Source organism: Flavobacterium sp. PL02 (assembly GCF_035013205.1).
Taxonomy (GTDB): Bacteria; Bacteroidota; Bacteroidia; order Flavobacteriales; family Flavobacteriaceae; genus Flavobacterium.
In genome coordinates, this window is record NZ_JAYGJP010000001.1 from 1,012,740 (window position 1) to 1,029,478 (window position 16,739).

17 protein-coding genes are annotated in these 16,739 nt (G+C 30.3%); 11 read left to right on the forward strand and 6 right to left on the reverse strand.

The window, feature by feature from the left end; translation table 11 throughout:
* Nucleotides 1–37: 37 nt before the first annotated feature.
* Nucleotides 38–925: a cysteine synthase CysM gene (gene cysM / locus SHI72_RS04290; protein WP_323489159.1), complete on the reverse strand. Its 888-nt coding sequence runs from the start codon at nucleotides 923–925 to the stop codon at nucleotides 38–40.
* 2 nt (nucleotides 926–927) lie between these two features.
* Nucleotides 928–1,719 carry a serine O-acetyltransferase EpsC gene (epsC, locus tag SHI72_RS04295; RefSeq protein WP_039115136.1) on the reverse strand — a complete coding sequence of 264 codons (792 nt, stop codon included), beginning with the start codon at nucleotides 1,717–1,719 and terminating at the stop codon, nucleotides 928–930.
* Nucleotides 1,720–1,907: 188 nt separating this feature from the next.
* Between epsC and SHI72_RS04300 the strand changes: the two genes are divergently transcribed.
* The gene (locus SHI72_RS04300) at nucleotides 1,908–2,609 is read left to right on the forward strand and encodes a DUF1003 domain-containing protein (RefSeq protein WP_039115134.1); all 702 of its coding nucleotides are present in this window, start codon (nucleotides 1,908–1,910) and stop codon (nucleotides 2,607–2,609) included.
* Between the two features lie 20 nt (nucleotides 2,610–2,629).
* Here the strand turns inward: SHI72_RS04300 and SHI72_RS04305 are convergent, their stop codons facing one another.
* On the reverse strand, nucleotides 2,630–2,911 hold the full coding sequence (locus SHI72_RS04305) for a DUF2752 domain-containing protein (protein ID WP_323489160.1): 282 nt from the start codon (nucleotides 2,909–2,911) through the stop codon (nucleotides 2,630–2,632).
* A gap of 105 nt (nucleotides 2,912–3,016) precedes the next feature.
* On the opposite strand from SHI72_RS04305, the gene SHI72_RS04310 reads away from it, so the two are divergent.
* Nucleotides 3,017–3,202 carry a hypothetical protein gene (locus SHI72_RS04310; protein ID WP_039115131.1) on the forward strand — a complete coding sequence of 62 codons (186 nt, stop codon included), beginning with the start codon at nucleotides 3,017–3,019 and terminating at the stop codon, nucleotides 3,200–3,202.
* Complete coding sequence (locus SHI72_RS04315) at nucleotides 3,192–3,743, forward strand: Smr/MutS family protein (RefSeq protein ID WP_323489161.1); 552 nt, start codon at nucleotides 3,192–3,194, stop codon at nucleotides 3,741–3,743. Before SHI72_RS04310 ends, SHI72_RS04315 begins: the two co-directional genes overlap by 11 nt.
* Nucleotides 3,744–3,919: 176 nt before the next feature.
* On the opposite strand, the gene SHI72_RS04320 is transcribed toward SHI72_RS04315, so the two are convergent.
* Entirely contained in the window at nucleotides 3,920–4,912 is a 993-nt protein-coding gene (locus SHI72_RS04320; protein ID WP_323489162.1) for a hypothetical protein, read from the reverse strand.
* A gap of 86 nt (nucleotides 4,913–4,998) precedes the next feature.
* Here SHI72_RS04320 and SHI72_RS04325 point away from each other — a divergent pair, with 86 nt between their 5' ends.
* Nucleotides 4,999–6,129 (forward strand): cysteine desulfurase family protein, encoded by a 1,131-nt coding sequence (locus tag SHI72_RS04325; protein WP_323489163.1) that lies wholly within the window; start codon nucleotides 4,999–5,001, stop codon nucleotides 6,127–6,129.
* Nucleotides 6,130–6,157: 28 nt separating this feature from the next.
* Here SHI72_RS04325 and SHI72_RS04330 read toward each other — a convergent pair whose 3' ends face one another.
* Nucleotides 6,158–6,718 carry an L-threonylcarbamoyladenylate synthase gene (locus SHI72_RS04330; RefSeq protein WP_323489631.1) on the reverse strand — a complete coding sequence of 187 codons (561 nt, stop codon included), beginning with the start codon at nucleotides 6,716–6,718 and terminating at the stop codon, nucleotides 6,158–6,160.
* Nucleotides 6,719–7,955: 1,237 nt separating this feature from the next.
* Here SHI72_RS04330 and SHI72_RS04335 point away from each other — a divergent pair.
* From SHI72_RS04335 to SHI72_RS04355, 5 genes are read left to right on the forward strand one after another with little or no spacing between them, the layout of a single operon-like run.
* A complete protein-coding gene (locus SHI72_RS04335; RefSeq protein WP_323489164.1) occupies nucleotides 7,956–9,332 on the forward strand; it encodes a glutamate-1-semialdehyde 2,1-aminomutase in 1,377 nt (458 codons plus the stop codon).
* Between the two features lie 2 nt (nucleotides 9,333–9,334).
* Nucleotides 9,335–10,765, forward strand: coding sequence for a UDP-2,4-diacetamido-2,4,6-trideoxy-beta-L-altropyranose hydrolase (gene pseG / locus SHI72_RS04340; RefSeq protein WP_323489165.1), 1,431 nt, complete (start codon nucleotides 9,335–9,337; stop codon nucleotides 10,763–10,765).
* Nucleotides 10,766–10,770: 5 nt separating this feature from the next.
* The gene (gene pseI, locus SHI72_RS04345) at nucleotides 10,771–11,829 is read left to right on the forward strand and encodes a pseudaminic acid synthase (RefSeq protein ID WP_323489166.1); all 1,059 of its coding nucleotides are present in this window, start codon (nucleotides 10,771–10,773) and stop codon (nucleotides 11,827–11,829) included.
* Between the two features lie 23 nt (nucleotides 11,830–11,852).
* The gene (locus SHI72_RS04350; RefSeq protein WP_323489167.1) at nucleotides 11,853–13,334 is read left to right on the forward strand and encodes a hypothetical protein; all 1,482 of its coding nucleotides are present in this window, start codon (nucleotides 11,853–11,855) and stop codon (nucleotides 13,332–13,334) included.
* A gap of 53 nt (nucleotides 13,335–13,387) precedes the next feature.
* Complete coding sequence (locus SHI72_RS04355) at nucleotides 13,388–13,645, forward strand: hypothetical protein (RefSeq protein WP_323489168.1); 258 nt, start codon at nucleotides 13,388–13,390, stop codon at nucleotides 13,643–13,645.
* Here the strand turns inward: SHI72_RS04355 and SHI72_RS04360 are convergent, their stop codons facing one another.
* Complete coding sequence (locus SHI72_RS04360) at nucleotides 13,646–14,662, reverse strand: glycosyltransferase family 2 protein (RefSeq protein ID WP_323489169.1); 1,017 nt, start codon at nucleotides 14,660–14,662, stop codon at nucleotides 13,646–13,648.
* A 115-nt stretch (nucleotides 14,663–14,777) separates the two neighbouring features.
* Here SHI72_RS04360 and SHI72_RS04365 point away from each other — a divergent pair, with 115 nt between their 5' ends.
* Complete coding sequence (locus SHI72_RS04365; RefSeq protein WP_323489170.1) at nucleotides 14,778–15,641, forward strand: hypothetical protein; 864 nt, start codon at nucleotides 14,778–14,780, stop codon at nucleotides 15,639–15,641.
* A 306-nt stretch (nucleotides 15,642–15,947) separates the two neighbouring features.
* Nucleotides 15,948–16,730, forward strand: a complete 783-nt coding sequence (locus tag SHI72_RS04370) for a DUF5672 family protein (protein ID WP_323489171.1) — start codon at nucleotides 15,948–15,950, stop codon at nucleotides 16,728–16,730.
* Nucleotides 16,731–16,739: the final 9 nt, after the last annotated feature.

Consider the following 16,739-nt stretch of genomic DNA (forward strand, 5'->3'; position numbering starts at 1 on the left):
AGTACCTCAGAACCTTTGCAACTTTGAACCTTTTCTGTCAATCAAATAAATCTGAAGATAGATAACGATCACCACGATCACAGATTACAGCAACAATTACCCCAGATTCTAGTTGGTTAGCAATTTTTAGAGCTACAGCTACAGAGCCTCCGCTACTCATTCCTGCAAAGACACCTTCTTCTAGCGCTAATCTTTTTGTCATATCGCGTGCTTCTTGTTCGCTTACATCTACAATAGTATCTACTTTTTTAGCATCAAATATTTTTGGTAAATATTCTATTGGCCATTTTCTTATTCCTGGAATTTGAGAACCATCGCTTGGTTGTGCTCCAATAATTTGAATATTGGCATTTTTCTCTTTAAGATAAGTTGATGTGCCAATAATAGTTCCAGTGGTTCCCATTGCCGAAACAAAATGAGTTACTTTTCCATCGGTATCATTCCAGATTTCTGGACCAGTGGTTTTGTAATGTGCTTTCCAGTTATCATCGTTTGCAAACTGATTTAGCATAATATAACCACCTTCGGCAACTTTTCTTTCGGCATAATCTCTTGAGCCGATTATTCCTTCGCTAGCAGGCGTTAAAATAACTGTAGCGCCATAAGCTCGCATAGTTTGTACGCGTTCTTTGGTAGAATCCTCAGGAAGTATCAATTCGATATCAAAACCCATTAATTGTGCGATCATTGCAAGTGCAATTCCGGTATTACCACTTGTAGGTTCGATAAGTTTATCACCTTTTTTAATATCGCCTCTCTCCATAGCTGAAAAGATCATATTATATGCTGCTCTATCTTTTACACTGCCGCCAGGATTATTTCCTTCAAGCTTTAATAAAAGTTTGACGTTTTTATTTTTGACTAAATTCACTGTTTCCATCAAGGGAGTATTTCCTATCAGGTTTACTAATGTATGAGTGTTCATAATTATCTTTTTTCTTTTACTTTAACTTCGGTTGTGGTGGTATTGGTTACGATAGATTTTTCTGGGATAGATTTAGTAATCCACGCATTTCCGCCAATAATACTGTCTTTGCCAATAGTGGTTTCTCCTCCTAATATTGTAGCGTTGGCATAAATACAAACATTTTCTTCGACAGTAGGATGTCTTTTGGCATTTTTCATTTCTTTGGCTATGCTTAATGCTCCTAAAGTTACCCCTTGGTATATTTTTACATGTTTTTTTATAATCGTCGTTTCACCTATTACAATTCCTGTTGCGTGATCGATAAAAAACGGGGAAGCAATCGTTGCACCTGCATGAATATCAGTTCCGGTAATTCGATGAGCATATTCACTCATTAATCTTGAAAACAGTAATAAGTCCAGTTTATATAATTCGTGACTTAATCTATATATTGCAATAGCATAAAAACCGGGATAAGCTAAGTATACTTCTTCGATGCTATTTGATGCAGGATCATTCTCTAAAATATATGTTGCGTCTTGAATTAATTTTTCCAAAACAGTAGGTAGTTTTTCCAGAAACTGTTCCCAAATCGATTCACAGGAATTTTCTGATTTTTTGCAAGCTATTATCGCAATTTCTTTAAAGCATTTTTCAAGTTCATTGATGCTTTTGTCTAAAGGAGCATTAGAGTCGAATAAAGTATAAAATAGCTTCTCTGTAAAATCTTCCGTTTTAGTTTTGATTCCGTAGTTTATAGTAGTGTGGCTCTTTAAAGCATTTATATTTTGGATAATCATATTTTTTGTCACAATTATAAAATTGAATTGTTAGTTTGAAATGTTAAAAGTAATGTGTTTTTTGTAAATAGAGGTAGTAATTGGTTAAAGAAATTTAGTCATTAACATTCTGTTTGCAATAATTAAAAAATTTTAAGCAGTGCTAAAGTTGTTAGTATAAAGCGAATTAAAAGAGTAAATTAGCTTATAAAATTATTAAAATGAAAACAAACGGAATGTTTAAAAGTACACTTTCACATATTTCTTATCCTGAGAGTGAAAAAGTTTCAGGAAAGTCCATTCAGAGCCCAATTTTCGCATTAATTGTTGCTGCTTATCCGTTATTTACCCGAGAAGGATATATTTCGATACATGAATTAAATGTATTTCGGGAAAAATATATTTCGAATTATTTATCCGAAGAGATTGGAGTACTTTCTAATCTTGAAAAGAATGTAATTGGATCTTTAACGGATGAAAAACTTTTAGTAAGTGCTGTTGAAGATGATATGGGGCCAAGAAGTTTTGGTCAAAAAATAGCAGACAAAGTTGCTGATTTTGGAGGAAGCTGGACTTTCATTATTCTGTTTGTAGTTTTTATAATGTTATGGATTTCCATTAATATTTATATTTTGACAAATAAAGGTTTTGATCCCTATCCGTTTATTTTACTTAATTTGATTTTGTCATGTGTTGCCGCTTTGCAAGCTCCAGTAATTATGATGAGCCAAAATCGTCAGGAGGAAAAAGATCGTGACAGAGCTAAAAAGGATTATATGATTAACCTAAAATCAGAATTAGAAATAAGAATGATGCATGAAAAATTAGACCATTTAATTTTGCATCAACAACAAGAATTGATCGAAATTCAGAAAGTGCAAATTGAAATGATTAATGATATTTTGAATCAGATAAAAAAATAATTATTCTGATTTGTGAAGAATTAATAATAGTGTTTGTACGCATAACCTAATATCATTATCACGCTATTTATGATGCCAAAAATCCAAAGAGGTTTTTTGTAATTTCGACTTTTATCAAAAAAATATAAAGCAATAATCATTAAGAATAATAGGCTTGTATAAAGCGCTGGATACATCTCAAAAGCTGCTTTAAAATTACCTTTAAAAAGTAGGAATAAAGCGCGCTGGAAACCACATCCTAAACACTCTATTCCAAAGAGTGTTTTGCTTAAGCATGGCAGCATATATTTTTCTAAATTCAAGAGATTTGGTTTTTACAATTTTACAAAAAATATTCGAATGCGTTTCAAGAATAATTAGATCGTATTTTAAAGTTGATTACTTTTGGATTCTGATAACGTATTAAAATGAAAAAACTAAGAATCCCAATAATGATAATTGCAATTTTAATTGCATTATATGAACAGTCATCTGCGGATAAAAATATTTATATTACAATTATTGCGATTGTAATTTTTATGATAGGGATGATGCAGTTAAGTGCAAAAACGCCAAGTAAAAATCAAGATAAAGAAGAGGAAGATGTTGAATAAAGGAGACAAGGTTTCGGTTCTGGACGAGGCTATAAATGGAGTAGTGTTATCGACTAAAAATAACGAGGTAACGATAGAAACTGAGGATGGATTCGTGATGACATTTTTTGTCAACGAGTTGATTAAGGTTCATGATTCCAGTAACTTAATGAATTCTATTAAAAGAATTGATATAAGTGAGGTTTCAAAAGAGAAAGAAGAGCCAAAAGCAAGGAGTTTTGTAAAAGAACGCAAGGATAAACGTGAAATTCCTGCCCCAGAATTTGATTTGCATATCGAAAAATTAGTACCAAATAAACGCGGAATGTCTAACTATGATATTTTGACTTTGCAGACAGAAACGGCAAAGCGACACATTGAATTTGCAATTAGAAATCGTATTCCTAAAATTGTTTTTATTCATGGTGTTGGCGAAGGGATTTTAAAAGCTGAACTTGATTTTTTGTTAGGACGTTATGACGGAATCAATTTTCAGGATGCCAATTATCAAAAATATGGCTTAGGAGCAACCGAAGTTTATTTTGTACAAAATGCTAAATAAAGTATATTTTAAGGCATAAAATAAATTAGTATTAAGCATAAAAAAAACGTCTGTTTTTAAAAAGAATTTCAGGTTGAAACTCAATTTAAAAACAGACGTTTTTGTAAGAATTATTTTTGTTAATTTATACGAAACAACATTCAAAAAGAATCCTTTTTTGAATATTGTTTTTTGTTTTATATACTACTGGTTGTTATCTGACCTAAGACATAAGTATCACCTAATTTAAATACATTAGTTCCTTTTTGTAATGAAACTTTTTTAAGTGTTATGGTATGTAAAAAACCAGTGTTTCCTATATTTGTAGTTGTAACTTCGATAATACCACTTTCTCCGGCAACACCATTTATACCTGCCCAAAATTGAGTTACTGAAGGAGTAGTTGGAGGGATGATTTTACAGAAAAAATCTTTTGTTAAAACACCACCTTTATAAGTACGATATATTACTTTGTTTGTTGTGTCATTGATTAATCCAGTTCTTGGAGCATCTGGAAGAGTGACTTCGTTTACTATTAAGCTAGGGTCAATGTTATCAATAGTAATTGATTCTCCAGCATTAAAATTATAGACCTGTTTTAATTCGGTACATTGCCCTGCGTTTGTTGCAAGAAAAGGTTGCGCTAAATTAGCTGGGCTTACAGGAATTCTATAACCTCCGAATGAAAATGTTTCATAAGTTTGTGGTCCACCAGGTTTATCAAATGTAATATTTTTGAAAGTGATATTGTAGTTGTAAGCTATTATACGAGTACTATTATTGATTTCATCTTTGGTGTCTATTTCAGGAGCTGTAAGAACACTGATTACCCCAGATGTTGCTATCCATTCTTCAATTACAGTAGGGGTTGCAGGAGGGATAACGGCGCAAATATTATTTTGCTCAATTTTACCATTATAGGCACGATAAATAACGCGATGATCGGTAAGGTTGATATCGTAAAATTTTGGTACTGGATTAGGGTCGCCTGCGAAAATATTCTTAGGGACGTAAAGTAATAATGATTCTTTTTCTTTAAGTTTAAAAATCAGAGTGCTTGTGATCGTTTCATCAGTAGGGCAATTTAAAGTTGTAGTATCTTCAAAATTGATAAGATCAACCGATATATCTCCATCGTCACAACCGTTTAATAGAAAGGCAAATAATAGTATGCTTGCAATTTTTTTCATTATGTTTTTATTTGGGTCAAAAATAGTGAAAAAATTGATAATTGATATTTAAGAATAGACAATTGATATTTCATAACTTTGCGGCAATGAAAAAAGTATACCTCGATAACGCCTCTACAACTGCCATACGTCCAGAAGTCATTCAGGAAATGACAAAAGTAATGACAGAAGATTATGGAAATGCATCATCGCCACACAGTTCTGGACGTAATGCTAAGACAATTTTAGAACTTTCAAGAAAAAGTATCGCTAAACAATTTAATTGTTTGGCACAAGAGATTATTTTTACCTCTGGTGGTACCGAAGCTAATAATTGGATACTTCGTTCGGCTGTAAAGGATTTAAAAGTTGAACGTATTATTACTACCAAAATCGAGCATCATGCCGTTTTGCATACTGTTTTGGTATTAGAATCAGAATATAATATTCAGGTTGATTATGTAAATATTAATTCTGATGGCTCTATAGATTTAACTCATTTGTCAAATTTACTTTCAGATGAGAAAAAAACATTGGTGAGTTTAATGCACGTTAATAACGAAACTGGGACTGTTTTAGATTTAGAAAGAGTAAGTGTTATATGTAAGCAATATGATGTGCTATTTCATTCGGATACGGTGCAATCTGTAGGTAAGGCTAAAATTGATTTACAAAGCAATTTGCTAGATTTTATTGTTGCAAGTGCTCATAAATTTCATGGGCCAAAAGGAATTGGTTTTGCTTTTGTTCGAAAAAATTCGGGATTACAACCATTACTTTTTGGAGGAGAGCAAGAAAAAGGCTTGAGAGCAGGAACAGAGGCTGTACATCAGATTGCAGGTATGGCTAAAGCTTTGACACTTTCGTATGAAAACTTAGAGATTGAAAAAGAATATATTTTAGATTTAAAAACCTATTTAATTACTCAATTAGAGAAAGAGTTGCCAGGTTTTAGAATTAACGGAACAAAAGATGATTTCTATACAATCTTGAATGTAATATTGCCTTTTTCAGTAGACAAAACATCGATGTTGTTGTTTAATCTGGATATGAAAGGAATTGCCGTTTCTAGAGGGAGTGCTTGCCAATCTGGAAGTATTAGACCATCACATGTTTTAAAAGAAATGCTTTCGGAAGCTGATTTAAAACTTCCGAATTTGCGAATCTCTTTAAGTCATTATAATACCAAGGAAGATATCGATTGGTTAATAGAAAGTTTGAAACTAATTGATAATTAACAATTGTTAATTATCAATTAGTTCTAAATTACTTACGGATTACTTTTACTTGAGAATCACTTGTAAGTTTTATAATTGTAGATGGTTTTCCCGCTACTTTATCGTGATATAGGTTTACTACATAATCAACTCCCTTAATGATTTCAGGATTAATGTCTTTGAAAGCTATTGGTGTAGGTTGTCCAGAAATATTAGCCGAAGTTGATACTAATGGTTTTTTCATTCGCTCTAAAAGTTTAAAACAAAAGGGCTCTTTAACGATTCTAATTCCTAGAGAATTATCTGGAGCAATAATATTTGGAGCTACATTTCGGGGTTTGTCTAAGATAATCGTAGTTGGTTTTTCGGATAAATCCATAATTTGCCAAGCTACTTCAGGAATGTCTTTAAAAACATTGTACATCATTTTTTCGCCATTCATTAGGCAAATCATGCTTTGAGTTTCGGCTCTTTGTTTCAGTTTGTATATTTTGGCAACAGCTTCAGGATTTGTTGCATCACAACCAATTCCCCAAACAGTATCGGTTGGGTAAAGTATAATTCCGCCATTTTTAATGACTTCGTATGCGTTGAGAATTTCTTCTTGCATCATTATGTTATAATTTTATTTTGATTACTATATTTTTATTATTTTTTATAAAAGGTGTTTTTATAAGAAGAGGCCAGTTGGTATGTTTCGATATAATGGGGGAAATCGTCAACGTAATATTATTAAAGGTATGTTTTGTGTTTTTTTTATTCCGATTATAAAGATAAATATTTATATTATTTGTGTATTAAGTTGATACTATATGCTATTTGGTTCTATTTTATGGAAATTAACAAGTTTAATATTCTAAATAAAAATAGGGTGATTTTAAAAATTTAATTGGTTTTGTGTAATTCTGTAAAAAGAGATACTTAATCTGTTCTTTGTTTAATAGAAATAAAATTATTCAAGTGATTATTGGATGCTATTTTAGTCTAATGCGCAATCTAAGTTTAAGTATGCTGTATTAATTAAGATGTAATCTAATTCAACTATTTTTAAAGGTTCAAATTATTTAATGAATAATGATGATCTTTTTTTGTTTTGAAAAAGAAGAGACAAATATACTTAATAAAAAATAGAAAGAAATATTTTTTAAAATGTTTATAAAAGCTTAAAATATACGAGATAAAACCTGCATTTTAATTATCTGTTTATTGTTATATTTGCATTCATAAAAAAGAAAAATAAATGCTGAATTATTGGATCTACTTTCTCTATTTTTAGGTAAGTTAAACAATTCAGTGTTTTATGGTTATTTGGTCATAATGCTGATAAATTATTCAAAAATCCTTTTTTATGGGAAACCTTACAAAGGAAAAGCGTAAGAATAAGATTGATAAAATTTTATTTTTTACTTTAAAGCCCTGAGGAACTTAGAGTGTCTTATAGTGTTGAAATGTATCTCAGATGTAGTAGAGTTACCATATAGTATTTTAGATAGAAGTGAAAACAAACTGGATTATCATTCCAATCAACTTCAGGAGGTTTATCTAAGATGGGTTGGACGTTGAAGTTTTTAGTTTTAAAGCACTAAAAGGGGCTGGAAATCAGCTATAGCTACTGCAGATAGAGAACATGTAACAGCTTATATTAGGAAAATGTAGAAATTAAAATTGTAAATAAAGCATATGCTTCATTGCGAATTACTGTTGGTTAACTATCTGATTTTAAAACTGTCAAGTATTTAATTGAAACTCTAGGATCCGATTTATCATGGCAAATTTATGCAGATTATTTATTGCAACATAAAATAATTTAGAATATTAATTATTCTATTTTTAGAAACGAAGGTTATATGAAAAGTAAATTTAACGAAATAGAGCTAAGAAATATTACAAATTTTAAAGTCTCAGATGAATATAGAAAAGCAATCCATAATCTGATTCCTGGAGGAAGTCATACTTATTCTAAAGGAGATGATCAGTTCCCGATTTTATCACCTGCAGCTATTGCAAGAGGCAAGGGCTCACATATATGGGATGTAGATGGTAATGAGTTTTTAGATTGCTCAATGGGATTAACCAGTGTTAGCTTAGGTCATGCTTATGGTTCTGTACTTGATGCTGTTAAAGAGGAATTGGAAAACGGAGTTAATTTTCAACGTCCTTCTGTTTTAGAAAAAGAAATGGCGGAAACCTTTTTAAAATTGGTTCCAGGACATGATATGATTAAGTTTTCAAAAAATGGGTCTATTGTTACTACTGCAGCGGTTAAACTTGCAAGAGCAAAAACAGGAAGGAACCTGATAGCGTTTCCTGTAGATCACCCATTTTATAGTTATGATGATTGGTTTATTGGTTCTACAGCTTGCAACAAAGGAATACCAGAGGATATTTCTAAGCTGTCTGTAACGTTTGAATCTTTTAATATAGAATCCTTAAAAAGGATGTTTGAGCAATACCCGAATCAAATTGCTTGTGTTATTACTGAACCGGAAAAAGGGAACTATCCGCATTTGAATAATTCTGATTTCAAAGTAGAAGCCTTTTTAAAAGAGGCAATTGAACTTTGTCATGCTAATGGAGCATTGTTTATTGCTGATGAGATGGTAACGGGGTTCAAAACGGATTTTCCAGGAACAATTACAAAATTCAACCTTAGGCCCGATATGGCTACTTGGGGAAAGGGTATTGCAAATGGATTTTCATTTTGTGCTTTGACAGGAACCAAAGAAGTTATGGAATTAGGAGGCATTACACGTGAAGGTGAAGAAAAAGTATTTTTAATATCGACGACACATGGTGGAGAAACACATGGTTTGGCAGCTGCAATTGCTACAATAAGGGAATATCAGGAAAAAGATGTAATTGTACACAATCATCAAATTGGAAAGAAACTATCTGACTTATGTAAACGATTAGTTGAAGAAAATGAATTAACAGATTATATAGAAGTTGTAGCTGCAGATTGGATGCCGTTTTTTGTTTTTAAAGATAATAACAGAGCATTCAGTCAGGGATATAGAACTCTTTTTATGCAGGAAATGATAAAAAGAGGAGTGTTATTTCAAGGAGTATTTGTACCATGTTTTTCTCATACAGAAGAAGATGTGTATTATTTTGCTAAAGCCTTTGGAGAATCATTGGAAATATATAAAGAGGCATTAAAAGGGGGATATGAGCAATTTTTAATTGGCAATCCTGCAAAAGCTGTTTTTAGAAAAATATTATAAATATGAATTTATACATAAGAGTAGATGGAAATTCTCAAATAGGGTTGGGACATTTAATGCGTTGTTTTGCATTGGCACAAATGCTTCAGTCAGATTTTTCAATAACCTTTGTATGTAGATTTATTCCCGATAAAATAAAGAATGATATCAAAGAGGTATGTTTTAAATTATTAGAGATTGAAAATGAGGCAGATTTTTTAAAGTTGCCAACAAAGAATGATATTATTATTTTAGATGGCTATCATTTTGATTTATCGTATCAGAAAAGTATAAAAATTACAGAATCAACATTAGTTTGTATTGATGATTTATTTGATAAAGAGTATGTAGCAGACCTTATAATTAACCATGCACCTAATGTTTATCCAGATAATTACACTACTCTTGTAGATACTCAATTTGCATTAGGACCCGAATATGCATTATTAAGGCCTTTATTTTTAGAGCAGGCAAGAAATAAGAAAGAGATTATAGAGATAGAGACCGTTTTTATCTGTTTTGGAGGCTCAGACTTTAAAAATCTTACTACAAATACTGTAAAAGTAATAACAGAATTTTCTGTTTTTAAAAGAATTATTGTTGTTACGGGAATAGCATTTAAACATATAGATGAGTTGAAAATAGCCATTGATTCAGATAAAAGAATTGAGCATTTTAACGGTATTGATGAAAGAAAGATGTTAGAACTTATGAAGGTTTCAGATTTGGCGATTGTACCTTCAAGCGGGATTTTAAATGAAGTTCTTTCGGTTGGATGTCGTGTGGTTTCAGGAACTTATGTTGAAAATCAAAAATTCATCTATGAAGCATATAAAAATGAAAATTGTTTTTATGATGCATATGACTTTGAATCAAAAGGGTTGAACGAAGCTATTGAAAAGGCTATAAGTATGATTCCTTTGAATAAAAATAGCATTGATGGATTATCTAATGAAAGACTTTTAAAGATTTTCAAGAAAATAAAAATGACTAAAGGAATGAGCTTACGCTTAGCAACGATTGTAGATACAGAAATTACTTTTTTATGGGCAAAAAATCCAGAAATACGTCGGTTTTCATTTAATAAAAAGGAAATTTTGTGGGAAGAGCATGTGGCATGGTTCCAATCGAAAATTAATAATCCACAATCTATATATTTGATAGCAGAAATAGAAAATAAATCTGTAGGATCTATAAGATTTGATATTGTAGAGGGAAGTTTTATTATTAGCTATTTAATAGGTTCTGATTATCATGGATATGGATTAGGTAAAGAAATTCTTAAAAAAGGAATAAATTTTCTGAAACAATTTGTTTCGGAAACAAGATTATCAGGTAATAAAATCATAGGTTTTGTTATCAAAGATAATATTCCGTCTTTAAAAGCTTTTAGAGCATTAGGTTTTTTAGAGACAGAAGACAAAGAAAATAGTAAATTTGAAATTTCAATTTAATAATCATGACAAAGTCATTCCAAATAGGTACTTTTCATATTGATGAAAAAAGCCCAGTTTTTATTATTGCAGAGTTGTCTGCAAACCATAATGGTAGTTTGGATAATGCATTAGCTACAGTAAAAGCAGCTAAGAGAGCTGGTGCTGATGCTATCAAGTTACAGACTTATACAGCCGACACTATAACTTTAGATGTTAAAACAGATGATTTTCGCTTAAAGCAAGGAACAATTTGGGACGGGAAATATCTTTATGATTTATACCAAGAAGCTTATACACCCTGGGAATGGCATAAAGAAATATTTGAGGCTGCTAAAAAAGAAGGTTTGGTTTGTTTTTCATCCCCTTTCGATTTCAGTTCAGTAGATTTATTAGAAGAGTTAAATACTCCAGCTTATAAAATTGCTTCTTTTGAAATTACGGATATTCCATTAATTGAATATGTAGCTTCAAAGGGAAAGCCAGTTATAATTTCAACAGGAATAGCTGAACAGGAAGATATTGAACTGGCTTTAGATGCTTGTAAAAGAAAAGGAAATACCCAGATTGTCTTATTGAAGTGTACATCTAGTTATCCAGCCCCGATAGAAGAAGCTAATATGATTATGGTTAAGGATTTAGCAGAAAGATATGGAGTTATTAGTGGTCTTTCAGATCACACTATGGGAAGTACAGTTCCTGTTGTTGCAACGGTTTTTGGTGCAAAAATCATAGAAAAACATTTTATTGTTGATCGTTCTATAGGTGGGCCAGATGCTTCGTTTTCAATGAACGAAGAAGAATTTACGGGAATGGTAAAAGCAGTTAGGGAAGCGGAAAGAGCTTCAGGAACAATAGATTATACATTAACAGAAAAGCAAGCTAAAGGAAGAGAGTTCAGTCGTTCTTTATATATCGCAGAAGATATAAAAGCAGGAGAGATTTTTACAGCTAAAAATTTGCGTTCCGTTCGCCCAGGTTTTGGAGTACATCCAAAATATTACAATAAATTAATAGGAAAAAAAGCTATGATTGATTTAGTTAAAGGAATACCAATGCAATTAAATTTTGCAGATAATAAATAAATTACATTTCAATATATTTTCGAATGACCAATATAGATTCTATTTTCAATAAAGTAATTCTTGTACAAACTACTTATCATCCTACGCCGCATTTAGAGACAGAGATGGAAATCGTAGAAAGACTTTTGGAACAAGGGAATGTTATATATTGGCTTATTTGTAAAAGCGATTTTAAAGTTTGTTTTGAAAACCCAAAACATATTGGTGTTGATTGCAAAGCTTGCTATTCCAGAGTTTTAAATAGCACTAAGTTTATTCAAAAGATAAACCAGAAAGGAGAAAATCTACATGTACTTCATTATAAAGATTTTTTAAATATTGAGGATTTTAGAATTAAGCAATTCAAGGCACCCAATTCCTTTGAAGATATTCAGTCATTAAAAAAGTTCACATTCAAAACCTATGATGCAGGAATGGCTACGGCTTCGTCCCTTGTTTCATATACAAGAAATCATGAACCAAATGTAAAAGAGCATGAGGATTTTATTTCAAGAGGGCTTTTGACTGGTGCATATTTATATGAAACTGTCAAATTAGTTCTTGATAAGATTCAACCAGATTTAGCGCTATTCTTTAATGGTAGATTTATAGAAAATAGACCACTTTTACGAGTATGTCAAGAAAGAAAACTAAACTATGCTACTCATGAAAGAGGAGGGAAAATAGATAGGTTTTTATTTAGAATCAATTCCATACCACATTCTATAGAGACTGTTTCTGAGGAAATGGAGTATTTGTGGGACAATGCAACAGATGATAAGGTAGAAATTGGTAAAACGTTCTATGTAAATAGAATAAAGCGAGTGGAAGATGCCTGGTATTCATTTACAAAAGAACAACAGGAAGGAAGATTACCGGAAAGTATTAATACCGATAAGAAGATTGTTACCATTTTTAATTCATCATTAGATGAATATGAAGGTTTAGAAGGGTTTGGTCCATATTTTTATCCAAATGACAATGAAGGCATAAAAATGATCTGTGAGAGCTTAAAAGGCAATGATAAGATTAAGTTGTATTTACGTATACATCCAAATTTAAAAGGCCTCGATAATAGTCAAAATAGATTTATAAAAGAAGAGATTGAAAAAAAGTATCCTTCAATTGAAATAATTAAAGCAGAAGATAGTATCGATACTTATGCACTAATTAACAAAAGCGATATTGTAATTGTATTTGGATCTACAGTAGGAGCAGAGGCTGCGTTTGCAAGTAAAAATGTACTATTGTTAGGGCATGCTGCTTATGAAAAATTGAACTGCGTTTTTATACCTGAAAATCATGAGGAAGTAATCTCAATTATAAATGACGATAACTTTGTTTTTCCAAAGATCGATGAAGAAGCAACTTTAAAATATGGTTATTGGAATGAGAGTTTTGGTTTTGATTACAGATATTATGAACCTATCAATATTTCAGGAGGTACTTATAGAGGAAAGAGAATAAGAGCAAGCAGAATTTGGAGAAAAGCAAGACATTATGTTAAAAAATTTTCCAGAAAATAAAAACTAGAGTACTAATCTTATTGAAATCAGTACTCTGTCGATCGACTTTATTTTTGAAAAAAAGTATCGTTCATTCTTTAAATATTTTAAAAATAATTTATTATTTGAATGTATGTATTCCAGAAGCCAGAACAAAGAGTGTGGCAAAAATTATGAATTCATTATTGAAATATTCAGCACAGGGAGCTTTAAAATTAGTTAAAGATAAAAATCAAGATAAAACAGAATCTAAAAAAGGAATCAAAGCATTTTTAGCAAATGCTGTTTTTTTAACTAAAATAAAATTTCTTTGGCGTTATATTAAAGCCTAATTATTTCTTGAGGTTAATTATAGATTTAAAGAAAAAAACAATTTTGTCCAGCCTATTTATTTTTCGAAATAGGTTGTTTTCTTTTTTTCTTAAATGATTGTAGTATGAAATGTCGTACTTACTAGCATTACGAATTGTACGTATTAATGTTCTGTTTATATGTTCCTCAAGTTGAGTATGATTAAAATTCTTCAATTTTTCATTTTGCGAAAGTAAAAACTTTGAAGCATTTATGACTTCAATAACTTCGGTAGGGATGAGTCCTCTTTTTACAGAAACGGCATTTATATAGAAATCAATTTTAGGATCTGCAGGATTTATTCCAAATTCAGTCATCTGGTTTGCTTTTACCCTTTTTATAGATTTGTTTACATTATCAATCTTTGTTTTGCTAATGTTATTATTATGCTGTCTATAATTTAATAAAGATTCCTGGATGTTGTGAAATTTAGTTTTAGGTAATAATCTGCTCCATAAATCATAATCTTCTACAGGAACATAATCATTATTGAATTCTAAATTTTTTAAACTTTCTTTTTTAAGCATAACAGTTGGATTTCCTATACCACAGCTATGCAAAAATGAAATTTTTATATGGTCATGATCTTCACCATGTCTGATAATTTTATTTTGCTTTGATCCAAAAAAAGTAAACCATGTTCCACAAACACCAATCTCAGGATTGTTTTTTAGAACTTCTACTTGTTTCTCAAAGCGATTTGGTAAAGCAATATCATCGGCATCCATAAGGGCAATAAAATCTCCTTTAGCAATCTGTATCCCTTCATTTCTAAGGTTTGCAGGGCCAACGTTTATTTTTTTGTCAATTATAATAATTCTTGAATCTTTCTGCTGGCATTGTTTAATTACTTCTAAACTATTATCGGTAGATTTATCATTCAGGATTAATAATTCGAAGTCTTTATAAGATTGGTTTAGAATACTTTCTATGCTTTCTTTTAAAAAAGGCTCTGCATTATATACGGGCATTATAACAGAGATTTTTGGAATGTGCATGATATTTGTTATTAACATAAAAAGACAAATATATAATATTACTTTTTTAATTGAGGATGCGTCTAAAAATAATTTTAATTAATATTTGTACATTTGCATCAATAAATATAGATAAATGAAAAAAATTCAAGTTGGCTTTTTGGTTTCTTATGATTATAGTTATCTTAAAACAGCTCTTCCTCAGGTGTATAAAGAATCGGATTCAATTTTTTTAGCAATTGATAAAGAAAGAAAAACTTGGAAAGGGGAGTCTTTCATCATAGAGGACGAATTTTTTCAATGGATTAAATCAGTAGATGTAGATTCGAAAATCCAAATTATAGAAGAAAATTTTTATTGCCCAGAATTAAACAGTATGGAATGTGAAGTTCGCGAGCGTAAAATACTATCAGAAAAAATGGGCATTGGGAATTGGTTAATCCAATTAGATTGTGATGAGTATTTTTTAAAATTTAAAGAATTTGTTGCTTTTTTAAGAACTAAAGATCATTTTCTTGACAACCCTGAGAAAAATCAAATTCAAATATCTCCTTATCTGATAAATCTCTATAAGAGACTTGATAGTGGTATGTTATATGTTGAAAAAACATCAAAAGTTATTGTAGCTACAAATTATCCGAGTTATAAAATTGGAAGAAGAACACGTAAGAGAGTTATTTATTATAAAGGATTGGTTCTTCACGAATGTGTATCGCGCTCAAAGGAAGAATTAGAGATGAAGTTCAGCAATTGGGGGCATGATTTTGAGATTAATAAAAAGGCGCTTATAGAAAAATGGGAAAGTGTAAATGAGAATAATTATAAAACAATATTCGATTTTTATTATTTAGAGCCAGAAAGATGGAAAAGATTAGAATTTGTTAAAGGAACTACGTTCGAAGAAATAAAAGAGAATCTAGATCTTGAAAAGATAATGCCTACCTCTTTTTTTATATGGAAAAAGAACTTTGGACAATGGTTTAAAGACTTTTTTGTATAATCGTACTGTAGATAAAATTTAAAAAATCATAAAGTAGCAGCAAGTTTTTAGTCAAGACTTGCTGTTTCTTTATACTTTCTTTTATTTATGAAAACAGGATATTAATTTGAAGTGTTAACTTCTATGTATATTTTTATTTTTTATAAAAATTTAGTGAATGAATTTCAAAATAAATCCAGTTTTTGCTAACGAAACGAAATGAATACATGATAAAATTAAAACATTTAATAGCTTAGGTATCTTTTTAGGGAATGATTACTTATTTTTATATTATAATTAAAATATACTTAAGATTAAATTAATAAAATGAAAAATACTGTAAAAATTATTATTCCGATCTATAAAGAATATTTTGGAGAACTAGAAGAGAAGTCTTTTTTACAGTGTGTTAAGGTGCTTAAGAACTATGATATTGTTTTAGTACAACCAGAAGGGTTGGATAATTCTTATATTACTAATGAATTTAATCAAATTTCTTCAATAAGTTTTCCGAAACGCTATTTTGATGGTATTGAAGGTTATAATGAATTATTATTGTCATCATTATTTTATGAAGCTTTTTTGGATAGTGAGTATATATTGATTTATCAATTAGATGCTTTTGTTTATAAAGATGCTTTAACTGAATGGTGTCAGAAAGGATATGATTATATTGGAGCTCCATGGATTGCTACTACAGAAAGTGCAATTTTATTAAAATATTTTAAAAAAATAATTAGAAAATTTAGAACAAAAAAGAAAAAAGAACGAGAACAAATTTTCTTTAAAGTTGGTAATGGTGGTTTTTCTTTACGAAAAACGGAATCTCATTACTTAATTAGTAAAGCTAAGCAAGAGTTCATTTTTGATTTTCTGAATTCTACCAATAAAGAAATCTATGCAATTGAGGATGTTTTTTGGTCTATAAAGGCGCCAGAATTCAATGAAAATTTTAAAATACCTAACTATAAAGAAGCTTTACATTTTGCAATAGATCGAAAGCCAAAAATAGCATTTAAACTAATTAATAATCAGTTGCCATTTGGTTGTCACGGAATTAACAAACCTAAAGTTATTGATTTCTGGAAACCAATATTAAATAAATACTAAACATAAATT